This window comes from Demequina litorisediminis (assembly GCF_030161615.1).
Taxonomy (GTDB): Bacteria; Actinomycetota; Actinomycetes; order Actinomycetales; family Demequinaceae; genus Demequina; species Demequina litorisediminis.
This window is the reverse complement of the sequence record NZ_BSUN01000001.1, coordinates 2,379,751-2,398,509: the sequence shown is the minus strand read 5'-3', so window position 1 is coordinate 2,398,509 and position 18,759 is coordinate 2,379,751. Positions and strand designations below refer to the sequence as shown.

The window sequence follows — 18,759 nt, the reverse complement described above, 5'->3', positions numbered from 1 at the left end:
GCATCCGCCGCGCGGGGTGTTGCCACCCCGCGCGTGCGCGGATCGCTCTCAGGACTCGATGACGATCGGGATGATCATCGGGCGCCGACGCAGGCTTGGTCCCCACGTAGCGGCCGAGCACGCGTCGCATCACCTGCTGCAACTGGTGGTTGTCGGCGGTGCCGGTAGCCGCGGCCTCCTCGAGCGCGCTCTTAATCTTGGGCAGGATCGCGTCGAACACCGAATCGTCTTCCGCGAGGCCGCGGGCATGAACCTCGGGGCCGGACACGACCGTGCCGTTGGACGAGTCGACCACCGCGAAGACGGACACGAAGCCCTCCTCCGACAGGATGCGGCGGTCCTTCAGGCTCGGTGTCGGTGATCTCACCCACCGACGAGCCATCGACGTACACGTTGTGCACCTCGACAGCGCCCACCACCTTCGCGACGCCGTCCTTCAGGTCCACCGCCACGCCGTTCTCGGCGAACATGACGTTCGCCTCGGGCACGCCGGTCTTCATCGCGAGCTTGCCGTTGGCCAACAGGTGACGCACCTCGCCGTGGATGGGCATGACGTTCTTGGGGCGCACGATGTTGTAGCAGTACAGCAGGCTCGCCGGCGCTCGCGTGGCCGGACACGTGCACGCGCGCGCTGCCCTGGTGCACCACCGTCGCGCCCAGGCGCATCAGGCCGTTGATGACGCGGAACACGGCATTCTCGTTGCCGGGGATGAGCGACGAGGCGAGCACCACGAGGTCGCCGGGCCCCACGCGGAGCCTTGTGATCGAGGCTGGCGATGCGGCTGAGCGCCGCCATCGGCTCGCCCTGGGAACCGGTGCACATGTACACGATCTTCTCGGGCGGGAGGTCATCGGCCTTCTTGGCATCGATGAGGATGTTCGCCGGCACCTTGAGGTAGCCGAGGTCGGCGGCGATGTTCATGTTGCGCACCATCGAGCGGCCCACAAAGGCCACCCGACGTCCGTGTGCGTGGGCGGCGTTGATGACCTGCTGGACGCGGTGCACGTGGCTCGAGAAGCTCGCGACCACGATCCGGCCGGTGGCCTGAGCGAACGTCTGGTCCAGGACCGGGGTGATCTCCACCTCGGACGCGGTGAAGCCGGGCGACTCGGCGTTGGTCGAGTCCGTCATGAACAGGTCCACGCCTCGCTCGCCTAGGCTTCGCGAACGCGCGTAGGTCGGTGATGCGCCCGTCGAGCGGCAGGCTGGTCCATCTTGAAGTCGCCCGTGCCGAGCACCGTGCCAGCGGACGTGGTGATGAACACCGCGAGCGCATCCGGGATCGAGTGGTTCACGGCGACGAACTCGAGGCCGAACTTCCCGAGCCTGCTCCTCCTGGCCCTCCTTGACGGCGAGGGTGAGCGGCTTGATGCGGTGCTCCTGCAACTTTGCCTCGATGAACGCGAGGGTCAGCTGCGAGCCGATGATCGGGATGTCCTGGCGCAGGCGCAGCAGGTAGGGCACGGCACCGATGTGGTCCTCGTGGCCGTGGGTGAGGACGATGCCCTCGATGTCGTCGACGCGGTCCTCGATGTAGGCGAAGTCCGGAAGGATCAGGTCGACGCCGGGCTGGTGGTCCTCGGGGAACAGCACGCCGCAGTCGACGATGAGAAGACGGCCATCGATCTCGAAGACCGTCATGTTGCGGCCCACCTCGCCCAGGCCGCCCAGCGGCACGATGCGCAGGGTCCCGGGTTCGAGGGCGGGGGCTCGGTCAGGCTCGGGGTGGAAAGTCACGTCACTCCTTAGGGGATGGGCACGCCTGCGGCGCGCAGCGCGGACCCGAGCGAGGCGTACTCGTCGTCGTCAAGCGGCAGCAGCGGCAGGCGCATGTGGCGCCCCGGGATGACGCCGAGCAACTGCATCGCAGCCTTGGCGTTGGCGGCCCCGGGGCCGGAAAAGATGGCGTCGTGCACGGGGAGCAGGCTCCTCGTGGAGACGGTCGGCGGTCGCGGTGTCACCCGCGTCATGCGCGGCGATCATGGCGGCGATCCGCTCGCCCGCGACGTGTGCGCTCACGGAGACGACGCCCGCGGCGCCCTCACGCAGGAACTCAAGGGTCAGCGGGTCATCGCCCGAGTACCAGGCGAGGCCGGTGCGGGCAATGCGGTCCTTCGCGGCGGCGACGTCACCGGTGGCGTCCTTGTTGGCGACGATCGTCTCAATTTGCGCAAGTGAGTCGAACGACTCATCGCTCAGGGCGACGCCCGTGCGGCCCGGGATGTCGTACAACATCACCGGGAGGTCCGTCGCGCCTGCGATGGCAGAGAGGTGCGCGACGATGCCCTTCTGAGAGGGCTTCGAGTAGTACGGCACGAGCGCGAGGACACCGTTGACGCCGGCCTCCGCGGCCTGCTCGGCCATCATCACCGCGTGCGCGGTGTCATTGGAGCCCGCACCGGCGATGAGGGTGGCCCTGCCACCCACGGCCTCGACGAGCGCGGCCGTCAACTCGGCCTTCTCGGGGGCGTGAGTCGTGGGCGCCTCGCCCGTGGTGCCGGAGATCACCAGGCCGTCCGACCCGTGCTCCACGAGGTGCTTCGCCAGGGTGACCGCGCCGTCGATGTCGAGGGTTCCATCGGCATGCATGGGCGTCACCATGGCGGTGAGCACCGTCCCGAACGGGCGCGAGGTCGTCATGGGGCCAAACCTATCGTGTCCGGCGCTCCCAGACGGCCGATGCCGGGGTGTGCGTCAGCGCTCTCCGCGGGTGGCGACGGTCAGCAGCAGCGCGCAGTCGGTGACCGCCTGAACGCCGTGGCGCGCGGGCGGAATCACGAGTAGATCGCCCGCCCCGAGCGCCATCTGCCCCTCCCCCACGGTGAAGGTGATCTCGCCGCGCAGCACCTGAAGGGTGGCCTCCCCGGGGCTGTCGTGCTCATGGAGCGCGTTGCCGCCCGCGATGGCGATGAGGGTCTGGCGCAGGTCTTCGTGGTGGTCGCCCTTCAACGTCACGGAGTGCCGCCCGCTCGAGGCCTCGTACGCGAGAGCCGCCTGCTCGTCGACGAGCGTCTCCAGGTCAACCACCTTGAACATGTCCACTCTCCCTCGCGCATCGGTGCCGTGCAGCCAGTCAACCGCACCAGAGCCGCGCCCGCCAGGCGTCCCTGCCCCGGCATCGGCCCGGCGTACCCTGTGGCCATGGCCGCGATCCCCACCCCGTACGAGGACCTGCTGCGCGACGTGCTCGCCACCGGCACCCGCAAGGACGACCGCACGGGAACGGGGACCCTGTCCGTGTTCGGCCGCCAGTTGCGCTACGACCTCTCGCAGGGGTTCCCTCTCATCACCACCAAGCGCGTGCACGTGAGGTCGGTCGTGGGTGAGCCTGCTGTGGTTCCTGCGCGGCGACACCAACGTGCGGTGGCTGCAGGAGCGCGGCATCTCGATCTGGGACGAGTGGGCCGACGCCGACGGCGAGCCTGGGCCCCGTCTACGGCTACCAGTGGCGGTCGTGGCCTGCGCCGGACGGTACGCACGTCGACCAGATCGCGCAGGTCATCGAGTCGATCAGGACCAACCCCGACTCCCGACGCCACATCGTCTCCGCCTGGAACCCCGCGCTGGTGGACGAGATGGCACTGCCTCCATGCCACGCGATGTTCCAGTTTTATGTGGCCGACGGCAAGCTCTCGTGCCAGGCTCTATCAACGCTCCGCCGACCTGTTCCTCGGCGTACCGTTCAACATCGCGTCGTACGCGCTGCTCACCCACATGATCGCCACGCAGACGGGGCTCGAGGTGGGCGACTTCGTGTGGACCGGCGGCGACTGCCACATCTACGGCAACCACCTCGAGCAGGTCGAGCCTGCACCAGCCGCGAGCCGTACCCGTACCCGACGCTGCGGCTTCCGGCCAAGGACTCGCTGTTCGACTACGACATCGACGACGTGGTGATCGAGGGCTACCAGCACCACCCCGGCATCAAGGCGCCGGTCGCCGTCTGATGGCGATCACCGCGATCTGGGCGCAGGCACGCGACGGCGACGGCCGCCCTGTGATCGGCGCCGGCGGCGACATGCCCTGGCACCTCCCGGAGGACCTGGGGCGCTTCTCGTCGCTCACCCGCGGCGGGGCCGTGGTCATGGGCAGGCGCACATGGGAGTCATTCCCCGAGAAGTTCAGGCCGCTGCCCGGCCGCGTCAACGTAGTCGTCACGTCCGCCTCGTCACTGCCAGGGGCCGATGCCGTGGTCGGCTCGCTCGCGGCGGCCCTTGAGACCGCCGCTCGCCTGACGCCGAACGGCGAGGTGTGGGTGATCGGCGGCGGCCGCATCTACGGCGCCGCGCTCGAGGCAGTGGACCGGCTCGAAGTTACCGAGATCGATCTCAAGGTGGACGGCGACACGTTTGCCCCCGCCGTGGACCCTGCGATGTGGGAGCAAGTCAAGGACTCCGGCTGGCGCGACTCCGCCACCGGCCCCCGCCACCGCTTCCTCACCTACGCGCGGAAGTCACGGCGATGACTTCCTGGCGCGTCCCCTCCCGCGTCGAGACCGCGCGCCTGGTGCTGCGGCCGTACGTGGCGGCCGATGCCGAGCAACTCGTCGACGTCATCCCTCGCAACCTCGACCACCTGAGCCCGTACATGGAGTGGACGCGCTTCGAGCCGCAGACCGTGGAGCAGCGCCGCGAGTGGATCGCGGGCGAGGCCGCGAAGACCGCGGCCGGGACGGAGTTCACGATGGGCATGTTCGACGCCGCCGGCGCGCTCGTGGGCGGCACGGGGTTTCATGCCCGCACCGACCCCGACGGCCTGGAGATCGGGTACTGGATCGACGCCGCGCACGAGGACACGGGGCTCGCGACCGAGGCGGCTGCGGCCCTCACGCTCGTCGCGCTCGAGGTGGCAGGCGCCGAGGTAGTGACCATCGGCCATGCCCCCACGAACGCCCGCAGCGCAGCGATCCCGCGCCGACTCGGCTACACGCAGCGCGACCTCGGCGGCAAGGAGTGCTTCGACGCGGGAGAGATGGCGCCCGCCGTCGAGTGGGTGGCCGATGCCGCGACCCTCACGCGTGAGCCCCTCGCGTCCTGGCCGCGCCCCACGAGTCGTTGACTGCCCAATTGTCTGTGGATTCGGGCGCTGAACGCCTCCTGGGACGCTGACTGCCTGCCACAATGCCGAGCATGCCCCGCCTCGACGCCACCCGCCAGCAGGCCGTGTCGGTCTCGCTCGCGACCGGCGCGTACGGCCTCGCCTTCGGCGCCCTGTCGGTGGCGGCCGGCCTCGACGTGTGGCAGACCATGGCGCTCGGCTTGCTGTTGTTCTCGGGCGGATCCCAGTTCGCGTTCATCGGCGTGATCGCAGGCGGCGGCTCCGGCGCGGCTGCGGTCGCGACGTCGACCCTCCTGGGAGTGCGCAACGGCTTCTACGGCATCGCGCTCGCGCCCTTCATGCGGCCGATGCGCCCGCTCACCCGGGCGGCCGCCGCCCAGGTCACCATCGATGAGTCGACGGCCGTCGCACTCGCCCAGCCCGCCGAAGACGTCGCCGCTCGTCGGGTCGCCTTCTGGTGGACGGGGCTTGGCGTCTTCGTCGCCTGGAACGCCATCACCCTGGCGGGCGCGCTCCTGGGCTCCGCGATCGGCGACCCCACCGACTGGGGCCTCGACGCCGCCGCTGCCGCCGCGTTCCTTGGCCTGCTGTGGCCGCGCCTGGCAAGCAGGCGCGCGCAGGCGGTGGCAGCGGCATCGGCCGTGGTGGCCCTTGCCCTCACTCCCCTGCTGCCCGCGGGGCTGCCCATCCTCGCCGCGGCGGCCGTCGCGATCGCCGCCGGCTGGCGCGCCCCAGGCGAGGAGGTGCCCCAGTGACGCCCTACGCGTGGACGTGGGTCGCCGTCGTCGCCGCGGCGGCACTCGCCTTCCTCACCAAGTACGCGGGCCACGTGGTGCCCGAGGCGTGGCTGGAGAACCCCCGCGTGCATCGCGTCTCGGGGTTCGTCACCGTGGGACTCTTGGCGGCGCTGTTCGCGACACAGGCATTCGGCTCCGGCTCGGCGATCGTGCTCGATGCACGGGTCGCGGCCGTGGCAGTCGCGGCGGTCCTGCTGTGGAGGCGTGCGCCCTTCATCGTCGTGGTGATCGCTGCGGCCGCGGTCGCCGCGGGCCTGCGGCTGCTCGGCTGGGGCTGAGGGCTGCGCGGCGCGTCTACGCTTGACTCCATGCCTACCGCCGATGTCTCCGCCCGCCCCGCCGTCCCCGGTGACGAGGAGGCGATCGCCGACATCCAGGCTCGCGGCGTGGCGCACCACCCTGGGTGTCGATGCGGTGGCCGACCTTCCCCGCGACCAGATCGTCGCGCAGTGGGGCTCCGCGATCGAGGCTCCCCCTCGCGCGAGCACCGCATGTTTGTGGCGACAGACGGCCCTCACGTCGTGGGCTTCGCCGCGCTCGCGCAGGGCGAGATCATCGCTCTCGAGGTCGCACCCGAGCACCGTCGCTACGGGCACGGCTCCCGCCTGCTCGCCGCGTGCGTCGACACACTACGCATCCTCGGCACCTCGCCCGTGCGCACCTGGGCGATCGAGGGCGACACCGTGCGCGAGGCGTTCCTGACGTCGGCTGGCTTCGCCGAGGGCGGGATTCGCCGCGGCATGGATGGCCCCGGTGGCGAGATGGCCGAGCCGATGTGGCGCGCCGACCTCGGTCAGTAGCGGGCGTGCCCTATCGCTGGGCGCGGAACAGTTCCGCAGCGTGGCGCAGTGAACGCCGAGCCATCGACCGGTCCTTGTTGGCGTCGTACGCCCACGCGACGGTGAACCAGGCTCGCCAGTCCCCCGCATTGAGTTCCGCCTGCGCCCGCGCATTGTCGAAAATGGCCTGCGCCGCGTCCTCCGTGAGCCTGCCCGTTCGGCAGCCTCTCACCGTCGTGCAGCGGCAGCCCGCCCTCGGCCTCCAACTGGTCGGCCATGCGCTGCACCGTGGTTCCCAGCCGCCATTCGACGATGACGTACCAGGCGCCGATGGCCGGAAGGACAAGGAGCGCAGCACCAAGCGCCCTCGCGGCCCACGACTCGGCGGCAAGGAACGCGAAGGCGTACTGCGCCACGAAGACCAGATAGAGGCTCAGCAGCACCGTCATCGCGACGGCCGCGAGGAACGCCGGCTTGCGGAAGATCCCCATCTACAGGCTCAGGTACCCGTCGAGCCCGAGGGTGAGCCCGGGGTGGCGGTCGATCTCACGGATGCCGAGCAGGACGCCGGGCATGAACGAGGTGCGGTCAAAGGAGTCATGGCGCACGGTGAGTTGCTCGCCGGGGTTGCCCAGCAACACCTCCTCGTGCGCGGTGAGGCCGCGCAGGCGCACCGCGTGGACGCGGACACCCTCGACCAGGGCGCCGCGGGCGCCGTCGGGGTCGTGCTGGGTCGCGTCGGGCGAGGCACCGACCCCCGCGGCGGCCCGCGCCGCGGCGATGCCTGCCGCGGTGTGGTGTGCGGTGCCCGAGGGCGCATCCAGGCTTGTCGGGGTGGTGAAGCTCGACAACCTCGACCGACTCGAAGTACGGCGCCGCCATCGCGGCGAACCGCATGGCGAGCACGGCGCCGAGAGCAAAGTTGGGGGCGATCAAGACGCCGATCTCGGGCCGCTCACGCAGGTGCGACTCGACGCGCGCGACGGCGTCCTGGGTCCAGCCCGAGGTTCCGACGACCGCGTGAATGCCGGCGTCGATGAGCGCGTGGACGTTCGCCTCGGAGGCCTCCGGGACAGTGAAGTCCACGGCGACGGTGGCCCGCGCGCGAGCGGCGTCAGCGACGGCATCGTCCGCGTTCAGGCGAGCGACCACCTGCATGTCCTCCGCGCCTGTCACCGCCTCGACGACGGTGGACCCCATGCGCCCCGAGGCGCCCAGTACGGCGACGTTGATCATGTCGACGAGCCTACCGGGCACCTCGGGGCGCAAGGACGGGGCCTACCCGTTCATGGTGGGAGGCTGGAAGTCCCCGCCGCCACCGCTGGGCGGGCTGAAGCCCTCGGGCATTTCGAACTCGCCCGAGTCCTCGGATTCTGAATCGAGCCCGCCGAGCAGGCCGCTCGTCTCCGACTCCTCGTCCTCCGTCGTCACCTCCTGAGTGAGATCGGCGAGCACCACGTCCGCGCCTTCCTCAATCCCCGAGGTGACTTCGGTGTACTCGGTGCCGATGGCGCCCGTCACGATCGGGGTTTCCGTCGCGGCGCCGTCCGCGCCCACCACCTGCACCGTCGCGTCGCCTGCCGCATCGGTGATGGCCGAGGTAGGCACCACGAGCACACCGGTGGACGCAGCCACCGTGATGGTCATCCTGGTCGCGGCGCCGATGCGGATGTCGAAGCCGGGGTCAGGGATCGCGATGCTCACTGCGTAGGACTGCTGGTAGGCGTTGCCCGAGTTCACGTTCGACACGCTCGCGACGGAGCCCGCCACCACCTCGCCGGTGCTGGTGATTGTCAGTTCCGCGTCCTGTCCCACGGCGAGCAACTGAGCCTCGGTCAGGCTGACCGACAGGTTGACGACGTAGGCGTTGTCCGCGACCAGTGTGATGACGGCGGCCGTATCGCCCGCGGTCACGCTGTCTCCCGCGGCGAGGCCAACGGCCACGACCTCACCCGCGACGGGAGCGGTGAGTGACGCGTATTCGAGCCTGCTGCTGAGCGACCTCGAGGTCCGCCTCCGCGGCGGTGATGTCTGCCTTGTCCGCGAGGATGTCCGCGGCGGTGGGCACCGACGTCTCCATTCCCGAAGCACCCCCGGACGCGCTGCCGCCGGACGGCACCTCGCCCGAGGCGTCCGCGCCGTAGGTTCCCTGGTCGCCACCGGCCGGCAGATCGCCACCCGTGGACTGATCACCGTCGGTGGGCTGATCGCCGCCCGTGGACTGATCACCGTCGGTGGGCTGATCGCCGCCGTCGCTGCCCTGGTCACCGCCAGTAGACATGTCGCCGCCGTCGGTTCCCTGGTCGCCATCGTCCGTGCCGTCACCGCCGTCACCGCCATCCGTCGGCGCATCGGTGCCGCCGCCGTCCGTGCCATCGCCACCGTCGGTGCCATCGGTGCCATCCCCGGAGTCGGCGGCATCGGCCACCGCCTGCTGGTAGGCCGCGAGCGCGGTATCCACGTCGGTGGCACGCTCCATCAGCGTCGCCTGCTCGTCGATCGAGGTCTGAGACGCCTCAAGCGCGGCCTCCGTCGCCTCCTGGCAGGCAACGAGAGCATCGGCCACGTCGGTGTCGGCGGAGGTGGTGACTGCGTCACTCGACTCGCCGTCACCCTCTCCCGTGTCTTCTCCGTCGCCGGCGTCACCAGAGTCGGAGGTTGCGGCCGTGAAGGCCGCACAGATCTCCTGCGCGGAGGCGGAGGCGTCGTCGGCTGCCTCGAGTGCGGCCTGGGCGATGTCGTACTGGTCGAGCAACGCCTGCTGCGCGTCGAGCAGCGCCTGAAGGGCGTCCTCCACGGACGTTGAGGCGGATGCCGACGCCGCCGCGACCACCGCGGCGGTCTCCTGCGACACCGTGTGGGCGACCGTCATCACGGTCACGGTGTCGCCAGACTCGTACTCGCGGTACGCCACCGAGGAGGCGGAGTCGTCGGAGTCGTCATCGGCCTGAGCCTCAAGGTCGTCGGCCAACACCTCCTCCGCGTCCGCGAGCGCTTCCTGCGCCTCGGTGACGGCCTCCTCGAGATCCGTAAGGTCAAGCGTGGCGAGGGTGTCCCCCGCCTCCACGGTGTCCCCCACGGCCACGTTCACCGCGTCGACCGTGCCATCCACCTGGAAGCCCACATCGGACCGGCTCGCGGACTCGATAGCGCCGGTGGTGGTCAGGGTCTGTGTCACGTCGCCCGTGGCGGCCGATGCGGTGCGATACGTCGCGGACGAGTCGGTGGCACCCGTGAGCGTCACACCGCCCACGACGGCGCCGACCGCGACGGGCACGACGGCGATGCGCCAGCCCCAGCGCGCCATCACTCGCCCGCCGTATCGAGGGACTCGAGGCTCGTCGCTCATGCCGCCGCCGGGACCGCCCATCCCCATGCCGCCGCCACCGAAGCCGCTGGTGCAGCCCTCGTCGGTCGCCTCGGACAGGGCGATGGTGGTCGCGTCATAGCCGCCAGACGAGTCCGACTCGCCGTTAGCGGTCATGCACAGCCCCACCTCGATGGCGCTCGTGTCGGTCTCCTCCGTGCCGGTGATCGTGGTTTCGTCCGAGGTCACGACCTCGGTGGCCTCGCCGTCAGAATCCTCGACAGTCAAAGTGCCGTCGGCGGCCGCGGTGACGGTGCCGGAAACGAAGGAGCCGCCGAAGCCGCCCTGCGACATGTCGCCACCCTCGGGCATCGCGGTCGGCATGTCCGTGGGCACCTCACCGTCGGGCATCTCCATGCCCTCGGGCATCGCGGTCGGCATGTCGGAGGGCACCTCACCGTCGGGCATCTCCATGCCCTCAGGACGCTCGCCGCCCATGCCGCCGAACCCGGTGGAGCACGTGCCGTCCTCGTCGGCTTCGGACACCGACACCGACGTGGCGATGTCGTCGTCGCCGATGACCGCGACCACGCACTGACCCGTCACGATGTCCGCGAAGGCGACATCGACCTCGGTGGTAACGGTCGTGTCATCGGTGAAGCGCACCGCGGTCTGCGAGTCGTCATCCTGCACCTGCGCAGTGCCGTCCGCGACGTACGCGACCTCGCCGCTCACGCCGGAGGGCTGGAAGTCGCCCTGGTCGCCGCCTGCCTGCGGCTGGCCGCTGGCCTCGGGCGCGGCGGAAGTGGCGGTGTCTGCCGACGCCGAAGCATCGGCCGTCTCATCCCCAGCCGAACAGCCGGCGAGCAGGATGGCGCCGATGCCGATGCCGGCAAGGGCCTGGTAGGTACGGGTCTTCGTCATAGCGAGTGTCCTCTCGGGGTTCACGTTTACTGGTCTCGGAGAGCGTCGATGGGGGCAAGGCGGGCGGCGCGGGCGGCCGGGTAGACGCCGAACACGGCGCCGATTCCCACGGCAACGGCCACGGACACCACGAGCGCGAGGCCCGAGATGACGATGGTGGATCCGAGCACGCTCGGGAGCACCAGCGCGAGGCCCACGCCCATGACCACGCCGATCGCGCCGCCGCTGAGGCCAAGAATCATGGCCTCGATCAGGAACTGGTTCCGGATGGTGGCCGGTGCCGCGCCCAGTGCCTTGCGCAGGCCGATCTCGCGGGTCCGCTCGGTGACCGACACCAGCATGATGTTCATGACGCCGATGCCTCCCACCAGGAGCGCAAGCGCCGCAATACCGGTGAGCAGGATGGTGAGCCTGCTCATAGACCGACGTGGCCGCGTCGATCAGCGAGTCCTGCACGTCGATCGTGAAGTCCGCATCGTCCACGCTGGCGAGGCCATGCAGGTTCAGCAGCAGGTTCTGCGCCTCCTGCGACGCCGCCCCCAACACCTCGGAGGACGCCGCCTTGATGTAGATGGTCTGCACCGACTCGCTCGACCCCGAATCGTCGAGCGTGTCGACCATGGTGTTCATGGGCACCACGGCGATGTCATCGAGCGACGTGTCACCCGAGGACCCTGCCTCGGCGAGCACACCCACGATCTCGAAGGCGTCGCCATCGATGGTGACCTCCTGGCCCACCACTGCTGTCGAGCCGAACAGTTCTTGCGCGGTCTCCGAGCCCAGCACGATCACATGCGCGGCGGAGCTCTGATCCTCATCCGTGAAGAAGTCTCCGTAGAGCAGTTCGCGCGAGCGGACATCGGTCCAGGCTGGTGGTGGTACCGGTGACGGTGGTCGTCCAGTTGCTCTCTCCATACTCGAGCGACAACTCCGACGTCTTCTCCGCGGCCACACCGATGGCATCGGGCACCGCCACATCGGAGGCCAAGGCCTCCGCGTCGCTCAGGGTGAGGGTCTCGGCGCTGCCGAACCCACCGCGCATGCCAGAGTCATCGGTGGACGAGCCCGGGGAGACGATGAGTAGATCGGATCCCAGGGAGGCGATCTGCTCCGAGACGTCCTTCTGGGTTCCCAGCCCTAGGCCGACGGTCAGTACCACCGAGGCGATGCCCACCACGATGCCGAGCATCGTGAGGAGGGATCTCATCTTGTGGCTGCGAATGGCGCTCCACGAGCCTGCCAAGGAGGTCGGCGGTCCTCACTTCGCGATCTCCGTTCCCGCGCCGACGAACTGCCCGTCGGTGACGTTGTAGACGGTCTGAGCGCGCGCGGCAACGTCGCCCTCGTGGGTGATGAGCACGATGGTGGTGCCCTCCGCGTGGAGGTCGTCGATCATGCCAAGGACGTCCGCGGTGGAGCGGGAGTCAAGGTTTCCGGTGGGTTCGTCCGCCAACACGATGGCGGGTTCGGTGACGAGGGCACGCGCGATGGCGACGCGCTGCTGCTGGCCGCCCGAGAGCCTGGCCAGGGTGGTTGCGTGCCTTGCCGTCGAGTCCCACGCGGGCCAGTGCGGCTAGCGCACGCTCGCGGCGCTCCGCGGGAGCGACCCCGGCGTACACGAGCGGGAGCTCGACGTTGCCGAGGGCGGTCAGGCTGGGCAGCAGATGGAACTGCTGGAACACGAATCCGATGCGCCGGTTGCGCGCCGAGGCGAGCGCCACCTCGTCCATGTGGGAGACGTTCTCCCCCGCCAGGACATACCTGCCGCTGGTGAGCACATCAAGGCATCCCAGGATGTTCATGAGCGTCGACTTGCCCGAGCCCGAGGGCCCCACGATGGCGACATACTCGCCGGGGAAGATCCTGCAATCGATTCCACGCAACGCCTCGAACTCGATGTCGCCGGTGAGGTAGGTCTTGCGGGCGGCGGTGAGTTCGATCACGGGCGCCGTGCGGTCACGTACCGCGGTAGTGCTGTCAGTCATGTGGCGGTCCTTGTCCCTTTCGCGGCCGGGCGTCACTGGCCGCCGGGCATCTGCCCGCCACCGGGGAAGGTCATGCCGTCGGGCATCTCGCCACCCGTCGGCATCTCGCCACCAAACTGCTGCATCATGTCCTCGGCGTCGCCGGTGCCCGTGCCGCCTGACTGCATGACGGTCATCTGGATCTGCTCGCCCTCGCTGAGGCCATCGGTGATCGTGGTGTACTCGCCGATGGTCTCGCCGGTGGTGACCTCGCGTTCCTCGGTGGTGCCGTCATCGGCCACGACCGTGACCGTCGATACGCCGTCGGTGGTGGTGATCGCGTTCGCGGGGACGGCGAGGACGTCGGTCTCCCTGAGCGTCACGATGCTCGCCTCTACCGAGGTGCCCTCGTACAGGCCCTCGACGGTGCCGGTGACCGTCAACTCGACGGCATAGGTGGCGGATCCGCCGGTGGTCGTGGGCAGGTTGGCGATGTCGGAGACGACGCCGAAGAACTCGTCGTCCAGGTCCTCCGAGGTGAAGGTCACCTGGTCGCCCTCGGCGATGTCCGCGACATCGGCCTCCGACAGGCTGACCGACACGGTCCACTCGTCCTGACCCACGATGGTCACGGAGCCTGGACTCCGTGGTGGTGGCGGCCGTCGTGGACCCGCCGCCCATGCCGCTGGCGTCGCCGGAGCCCGATCCCGAGCCTCGATCCGCCCGAGACCACGTCGCCCACCTCGTAGGGCTGGCTCGTGACGAGGCCCGAGATGTCGGCGACGAGCCTTCGCGTCGTCCATCGCATCCTCGGCGTCGTCGACGTTCTCCTGCAATACAGCGACCTGCGACTGGGCGGCCTCGATCTGCGCGTCCGAGGAGTCGGAGCCGTCCGCCTCGTCCTCAAGGTTGGACAGGTCTGCCTCGGCCTTCGCGAGGTCCGCCTCCGCCGAGCGCAGCGACGCCGTGAGCCTGCAACGTGTCAATCACGGCGATGACATCGCCCTTCTCGACGGTGTCGCCTTCCTCCACGTTGACCTTGGTCACGGCGCCCGATGCCTCGAAGGAAAGATCGGAGCTCGACACAGCCGCAAGAGTGCCGGAGGCGTCGATGGACTCCTCGAGCGTCTCGAGCCCCACGGTCACGGTCTGCTCGCCGCCGGACTCGGCGACCATCGCGTCGCGCGCCATCGCATCGGCGCTGCCGGAGGCATCGGGCCCCCACAGGGCCATCGCGCCGACGCCGAGCCCGGCACCCGCCACGAGCGCAACCGTGGGGATACCCCACGCGCGCAGGCGAGCCCGGTTGAAGGAGATCTGGGGCATGTTCCGTCCTGTCCATCGAGACCTGCTGTCGCGATGAGGCTATGGACGCAACCTGGGAGAACGCTGGGAACGGGCTGAGACTTCCGTCTCGCCTGGAAAGACGTGGTTTAGCGGGCGGGACCCACGCGCACGGAGGCCCGCTCGCGGGAGGCGAGATCGGCGGCCAACGCCACCACGGCATCGGCCGTCACCGCACGCACCTGAGCCAACGACTCCTCGATGCTCCACAGGCTCGCCGAACACCAACTCCGCCTTGCCCAGGCGGGACATGCGCGAATACGAGTCCTCGAGGCGCAACACCGTGGTACCGGCGATCTGGCCCTTGGCGCGTTCGAGTTCCTCGTCGGTGATGCCCTCGGTGAGTCGCTCGAGGCTCGGCGCCAAGCAGGCGCTCGACCTCGTCGGCGTTCGCGGGATTGCAGGCGCCATACATGCCCCAGATGCCCGTCTCCGCGCTGGGCGCACCAAACGAGTACACGGAGTAGGACAGGCCGCGCTTCTCGCGGATTTCCTGGAAGAGCCGCGAGGACATGCCGCCGCCGAGGATGGCGTTCATCACCGCGAGCGTGGAACGGCGCTCGTCGGTGGCGCGGAAGCCGCGCGAGCCCAGCAGGACGTGAGCCTGCTCGAGGTCACGGGTGATGCGCACCTCGGGCGTCAGCGTCGCGTCAACGGCGGCCAGCGGGTCACGCCTGCCGACGGGAGCGACGTCGCCTGAAAGGTCCCAGCCACCGAGCGTGAGGGCCGCGGTGACCATCCCGCATACCGTGTCGTGATCCACGTTGCCTGCGGCGGACACGATGAGTCCGTCCGGCGTGTAGTGCTGGCGGTAGTGCTCGGCGACCGCGTCGCGCGTCACCGACTTGATGATGGCGGGCGTACCACCGATCGGGCGTCCCAGCGCGTGGCCCGTGAGCACCGCCTCGGTGAAGCGCTCATGCGCGACGTCGCCGGGATCGTCGTCGTTCATCGCGAGTTCTTCGAGGATGACACCGCGCTCCATCTCGAAGTCGTCCTCCGTCAGCGACGCGGAGGTCACCATGTCGAGAATGACGTCGATGGCCGTGGGCAGATCCCTGTCGATCACCCGCGCGTAATAGCAGGTGAACTCCTTGCCCGTCATCGCGTTGGACTCGCCACCCACCCGGTCAAACTCGACCGCGATGTCCTGCGCGGTGCGCCGGGCGGTGCCCTTGAACAACAGGTGCTCAAGGAAGTGCGTGGATCCCGCGTGCTCGGGAGTCTCGTCCCTGCTGCCCACACCCACCCAGGCCCCGAACGTCGCGGAACGCATGCCGGGGATGTGTTCGGTGAGGACACGCACTCCCCCGGGAAGCACGGAGCGGCGGATCACGGCGCCGGCGTCCTGCTCGACGGTGAGGTGGCTTCCGGTGGACGCGGCCGCGACGAGCGGGAGGGCATGAGGCATACCGGTGAGCCTAACGCGACCGCCGCCTGGCGACTCCCAAGGTATGGAGTGACCCTTGTGACGCGCGTGACACGGGAAGCCACCGCATCGGCCACATGAACCTCCTGCGCCCCGGCATACCTTGGGAATCGCGTGGGGGAGCCGATGCCGGAACGGCATCCGTCGCCGAGCCGCGCGGGCCCCGCAGGGCGTCCGCACAGGGTCCGGACCCAGACATGCCACGAGGGCGGCCCCGGATACCCGGGACCGCCCTCGTGGAAGACGCGCGAAGGGGCGATTACTCGCCGGCCTCCTCGGACGCCTCGTCGGACTTGTCCTCGACGACGCCGAGCGACAACTGCCGCGCGGGTCGACCTCGGTGATCTCGACCTGGATCTTCTGGCCGATGGACAGCACGTCCTCGACGTTCTCCACACGCTTGCCACCCACCAGCCTTGCGGATCTGCGAGATGTGCAGCAGACCGTCCTTGCCGGGCGAAAGCGAGATGAAGGCGCCGAAGGCGACGGTCTTCACGACGGTGCCGACGAAACGCTCGCCGACCTCGGGGACGTGCGGGTTCGCGATCGCGTTGATCGCGGCACGCGCCGCCTCCGCCGACGGGCCGTCGGCCGCGCCGATGAACACGGTGCCGTCGTCCTCGATGGAGATGTCGGCGCCCGTGTCGTCCTGGATCTGGTTGATCATCTTGCCCTTGGGGCCAATGACCTCGCCGATCTTGTCGACGGGCACGCGCACGGTGATGATGCGCGGCGCGAAGGGGCTCATCTCGTCGGGCTCGGTGATGGCGCCAGCCATCACGTCCAGGATGTGGAGGCGGGCCTCCTTGGCCTGGTCGAGCGCGCCAGCGAGCACCGACGCGGGGATGCCGTCGAGCCTTGGTGTCGAGCCTGGATCGCGGTGACGAACTCGGAGGTACCGGCGACCTTGAAGTCCATGTCGCCGAACGCGTCCTCGGCACCCAGGATGTCGGTCAGTGCCGCGTAGCGGGTCTCACCGTCAACCGTGTCGGACACGAGGCCCATGGCGATACCGGCGACGGGGGCCTTCAGCGGCACACCTGCGTTGAGCAGCGCGAGCGTCGAGGCACACACGGAGCCCATCGAGGTCGAGCCGTTCGAGCCGAGAGCCTCGGACACCTGACGGATGGCGTAGGGGAAGTCCTCACGCGACGGCAGCACCGGCACCAGGGCACGCTCGGCGAGCGCACCGTGGCCGATCTCGCGACGCTTGGGCGAGCCCACACGACCAGTCTCGCCCGTGGAGAAGGGCGGGAAGTTGTAGTGGTGCATGTAGCGCTTCTTCGTCTCCGGGTTAAAGGAGTCGATCTGCTGCTCCATCTTGAGCATGTTCAGGGTGGTGATGCCCATGATCTGGGTCTCTCCACGCTCGAAGATCGCGGAGCCGTGCACGCGCGGGATGGGGCCCACCTCGGCCGAGAGCGGACGAATGTCGCGCAGGCCACGGCCGTCGATGCGGACGCCGTCCTTGAGGATGCGCTGGCGCACCGTCTTCTTGGTGACGGAGCGCACCGCAGCGGAGATTTCCTTCTCGCGGCCCTCGAACTGGGCGCTGAGCCAGTCCAGGGCTGCAGCCTTGATCTCGTCGAGGCGGTTCTCACGGGTCTGCTTGTCGGCGATCTGGAGGGCCTCGGTGAGGTCGGCCTCGGTCGCAGCGGAGACGGCGGCGAACACGTCGTCCTCGTAGTCGAGGAAGCGCGGGAACTCCTGCGTCTCCTTCGCGGCGGCGTTCGCGAGGCTCAATCTGCGCCTCGCACAGCGCGCGCAGGAAGGGCTTGGCGGCCTCGAGGCCCTCGGCCACGACGGCCTCGGTGGGGGCGGTGGCGCCCTCGGCGACGAGGTTGAACGCGTCGTCGGTGGCCTCTGCCTCGACCATCATGATGGCGACGTCGTCACCGGCGATGCGGCCGGCCACGACCATGTCGAACACCGCGCGCTCCTTCTCGGAGTAGCGCGGGAAAGCGACCCACTGGCCGTCGATGAGCGCGATGCGCACACCGGCAACGGGGCCGGTGAAGGGCAGGCCGGACAGCTGCGTCGACGCCGAGGCGGCGTTGATGGCGAGGGTGTCGTAGGCGTCGTCGGGGTTGATCGCGAGGACCGTCACGACGACCTGGACCTCGTTGCGCAGACCCGACACGAAGGTGGGGCGCAGCGGGCGGTCGATGAGACGGCAGGTGAGGATCGCGTCCGTCGAGGGGCGGCCCTCGCGACGGAAGAACGAGCCGGGGATCTTGCCTGCGGCGTACGAGCGCTCCTCGACATCCACCGTCAGGGGGAAGAAGTCGAAGCCGTCGCGGGGGTGCTTGCCGGCCGTGGTGGCCGAGAGCAGCATCGTGTCGTTGTCGAGGTAGGCGGCGACGGTACCGGCGGCCTGCTGAGCAAGGCGACCCGTCTCGAAGCGGACGGTACGGGTACCGAACTTGCCGTTATCGATGACCGCTTCTGCGGCCTTGATCTCGGGACCTTCCATGAGGGAAGTCTCTCCGTTCTGATCGAGGCAGGCCAAGCGAACTCAAGGGGCCGTGTGGCCTCACTGATCGTCAGTCGACATGCTCAGACTCACGTCCGCGTCGTTGGCGCGGGGATTCTGCTCATCTCCACCGAGGATCAGCGTCCGGCTGTCCTGCCAGGTGTGTGAAATTGAGCGCCGATGCTCACGCACCGGGCAAGGTCCATGCTAGCAGGGCACCCGCTGGGGACGCCCCTGACATGCGAAAGACCCGGCCGCTCGACCTCCGTGACGGAGGGAGCGACCGGGCCGAGCGCGACCGGGTGTGCCTTAGCGGCGCAGGCCCAGGCGCTCAATCAGCGAGCGGTAACGCTCGATGTCGACACGCGAGAGGTAGTTCAGCAGGTTGCGGCGCTTACCGACGAGCAGGAGGAGGCCACGACGCGAGTGGTGGTCGTGCTTGTGCTCCTTGAGGTGCTCGGTGAGGTCGGTGATGCGCTGCGTGAGGAGCGCGACCTGGACCTCGGGCGAACCGGTGTCACCCTCGACGGTGGCGTACTCGGTCATGATGGACTTCTTGGTGGCTGCGTCAAGAGGCACGGCTCACTCCTTTTTCGTCTCGTTGCGCGGAGCTCCCGGGCTTGTTCTCCGGGGGCACTGGAATCCGCGGCCGTTTCACGGCGACGGTCAATCATACACGCGCG

At 69.3% G+C, this 18,759-nt stretch carries 16 protein-coding genes and 8 pseudogenes; 6 read left to right on the top strand and 18 right to left on the bottom strand.

The features are described from left to right. Nucleotides 1-48 precede the first annotated feature (48 nt). The 4 genes and pseudogenes from QQK48_RS14715 to QQK48_RS14705 all read right to left on the bottom strand — a co-directional run bounded on the left by QQK48_RS14715 (nucleotide 49) and on the right by QQK48_RS14705 (nucleotide 3,037). Nucleotides 49-1,642: pseudogene (locus QQK48_RS14715) on the bottom strand (ribonuclease J). 104 nt (nucleotides 1,643-1,746) lie between these two features. Continuing rightward, nucleotides 1,747-1,971, bottom strand: coding sequence for a dihydrodipicolinate synthase family protein (locus QQK48_RS20425; protein ID WP_348523655.1), 225 nt, complete (start codon nucleotides 1,969-1,971; stop codon nucleotides 1,747-1,749). 16 nt (nucleotides 1,972-1,987) lie between these two features. Continuing rightward, a pseudogene (locus tag QQK48_RS14710) lies at nucleotides 1,988-2,590 on the bottom strand (dihydrodipicolinate synthase family protein); the annotation flags it as partial. Nucleotides 2,591-2,695: 105 nt separating this feature from the next. Next, nucleotides 2,696-3,037: a cupin domain-containing protein gene (locus tag QQK48_RS14705; protein ID WP_284328950.1), complete on the bottom strand. Its 342-nt coding sequence runs from the start codon at nucleotides 3,035-3,037 to the stop codon at nucleotides 2,696-2,698. 105 nt (nucleotides 3,038-3,142) lie between these two features. Between QQK48_RS14705 and QQK48_RS14700 the strand changes: the two are divergent. The 6 genes and pseudogenes from QQK48_RS14700 (at nucleotide 3,143) to QQK48_RS14675 (ending at nucleotide 6,656) form a co-directional block, all read left to right on the top strand. Continuing rightward, nucleotides 3,143-3,948: pseudogene (locus tag QQK48_RS14700) on the top strand (thymidylate synthase). Further along, nucleotides 3,948-4,466: a dihydrofolate reductase gene (locus tag QQK48_RS14695; RefSeq protein ID WP_284328949.1), complete on the top strand. Its 519-nt coding sequence runs from the start codon at nucleotides 3,948-3,950 to the stop codon at nucleotides 4,464-4,466. The pseudogene QQK48_RS14700 and the gene QQK48_RS14695 overlap by 1 nt, the downstream one beginning before the upstream one ends. After that, nucleotides 4,463-5,059: a GNAT family N-acetyltransferase gene (locus tag QQK48_RS14690; RefSeq protein WP_284328948.1), complete on the top strand. Its 597-nt coding sequence runs from the start codon at nucleotides 4,463-4,465 to the stop codon at nucleotides 5,057-5,059. Before QQK48_RS14695 ends, QQK48_RS14690 begins: the two co-directional genes overlap by 4 nt. Nucleotides 5,060-5,130: 71 nt before the next feature. After that, entirely contained in the window at nucleotides 5,131-5,814 is a 684-nt protein-coding gene (locus tag QQK48_RS14685; RefSeq protein ID WP_284328947.1) for an AzlC family ABC transporter permease, read from the top strand. Then, entirely contained in the window at nucleotides 5,811-6,134 is a 324-nt protein-coding gene (locus QQK48_RS14680; protein ID WP_284328946.1) for an AzlD domain-containing protein, read from the top strand. Before QQK48_RS14685 ends, QQK48_RS14680 begins: the two co-directional genes overlap by 4 nt. Nucleotides 6,135-6,164: 30 nt before the next feature. Continuing rightward, nucleotides 6,165-6,656 carry a GNAT family N-acetyltransferase gene (locus QQK48_RS14675; RefSeq protein WP_284328945.1) on the top strand — a complete coding sequence of 164 codons (492 nt, stop codon included), beginning with the start codon at nucleotides 6,165-6,167 and terminating at the stop codon, nucleotides 6,654-6,656. Here the strand turns inward: QQK48_RS14675 and QQK48_RS14670 are convergent. From QQK48_RS14670 to rpsO, 14 genes and pseudogenes are all read right to left on the bottom strand, one after another. After that, complete coding sequence (locus QQK48_RS14670; RefSeq protein ID WP_284328944.1) at nucleotides 6,650-7,126, bottom strand: hypothetical protein; 477 nt, start codon at nucleotides 7,124-7,126, stop codon at nucleotides 6,650-6,652. The genes QQK48_RS14675 and QQK48_RS14670 overlap by 7 nt on opposite strands. Beyond that, a pseudogene (gene dapB, locus QQK48_RS14665) lies at nucleotides 7,127-7,871 on the bottom strand (4-hydroxy-tetrahydrodipicolinate reductase). It abuts the gene before it with no gap. 42 nt (nucleotides 7,872-7,913) lie between these two features. After that, nucleotides 7,914-8,549: an efflux RND transporter periplasmic adaptor subunit gene (locus QQK48_RS14660; RefSeq protein ID WP_284328943.1), complete on the bottom strand. Its 636-nt coding sequence runs from the start codon at nucleotides 8,547-8,549 to the stop codon at nucleotides 7,914-7,916. A 34-nt stretch (nucleotides 8,550-8,583) separates the two neighbouring features. Further along, a complete protein-coding gene (locus QQK48_RS14655) occupies nucleotides 8,584-10,866 on the bottom strand; it encodes an efflux RND transporter periplasmic adaptor subunit (protein ID WP_284329417.1) in 2,283 nt (760 codons plus the stop codon). 26 nt (nucleotides 10,867-10,892) lie between these two features. Then, nucleotides 10,893-11,285, bottom strand: coding sequence for an ABC transporter permease (locus tag QQK48_RS14650; RefSeq protein ID WP_284329416.1), 393 nt, complete (start codon nucleotides 11,283-11,285; stop codon nucleotides 10,893-10,895). A gap of 154 nt (nucleotides 11,286-11,439) precedes the next feature. Beyond that, nucleotides 11,440-11,781: pseudogene (locus tag QQK48_RS14645) on the bottom strand (ABC transporter permease); the annotation flags it as partial. Continuing rightward, entirely contained in the window at nucleotides 11,681-12,073 is a 393-nt protein-coding gene (locus QQK48_RS14640) for an ABC transporter permease (protein WP_284328942.1), read from the bottom strand. The gene QQK48_RS14640 and the pseudogene QQK48_RS14645, both read right to left, overlap by 101 nt. A 51-nt stretch (nucleotides 12,074-12,124) precedes the next feature. After that, entirely contained in the window at nucleotides 12,125-12,322 is a 198-nt protein-coding gene (locus tag QQK48_RS14635; RefSeq protein ID WP_284329477.1) for a P-loop NTPase family protein, read from the bottom strand. A gap of 39 nt (nucleotides 12,323-12,361) precedes the next feature. Further along, nucleotides 12,362-12,851, bottom strand: a pseudogene (locus tag QQK48_RS14630) (ABC transporter ATP-binding protein); the annotation flags it as partial. Between the two features lie 32 nt (nucleotides 12,852-12,883). After that, a complete protein-coding gene (locus QQK48_RS14625; protein ID WP_284328941.1) occupies nucleotides 12,884-13,816 on the bottom strand; it encodes an efflux RND transporter periplasmic adaptor subunit in 933 nt (310 codons plus the stop codon). Then, the gene (locus tag QQK48_RS14620) at nucleotides 13,734-14,156 is read right to left on the bottom strand and encodes a biotin/lipoyl-containing protein (RefSeq protein ID WP_284328940.1); all 423 of its coding nucleotides are present in this window, start codon (nucleotides 14,154-14,156) and stop codon (nucleotides 13,734-13,736) included. Before QQK48_RS14620 ends, QQK48_RS14625 begins: the two co-directional genes overlap by 83 nt. A gap of 107 nt (nucleotides 14,157-14,263) precedes the next feature. Beyond that, nucleotides 14,264-15,585 (bottom strand): annotated as a pseudogene (locus QQK48_RS14615) (M16 family metallopeptidase). Nucleotides 15,586-15,862: 277 nt separating this feature from the next. Beyond that, nucleotides 15,863-18,076, bottom strand: a pseudogene (locus QQK48_RS14610) (polyribonucleotide nucleotidyltransferase). 309 nt (nucleotides 18,077-18,385) lie between these two features. Next, nucleotides 18,386-18,655 carry a 30S ribosomal protein S15 gene (gene rpsO, locus QQK48_RS14605; protein WP_084076792.1) on the bottom strand — a complete coding sequence of 90 codons (270 nt, stop codon included), beginning with the start codon at nucleotides 18,653-18,655 and terminating at the stop codon, nucleotides 18,386-18,388. Between the last annotated feature and the right edge of the window lie 104 nt (nucleotides 18,656-18,759).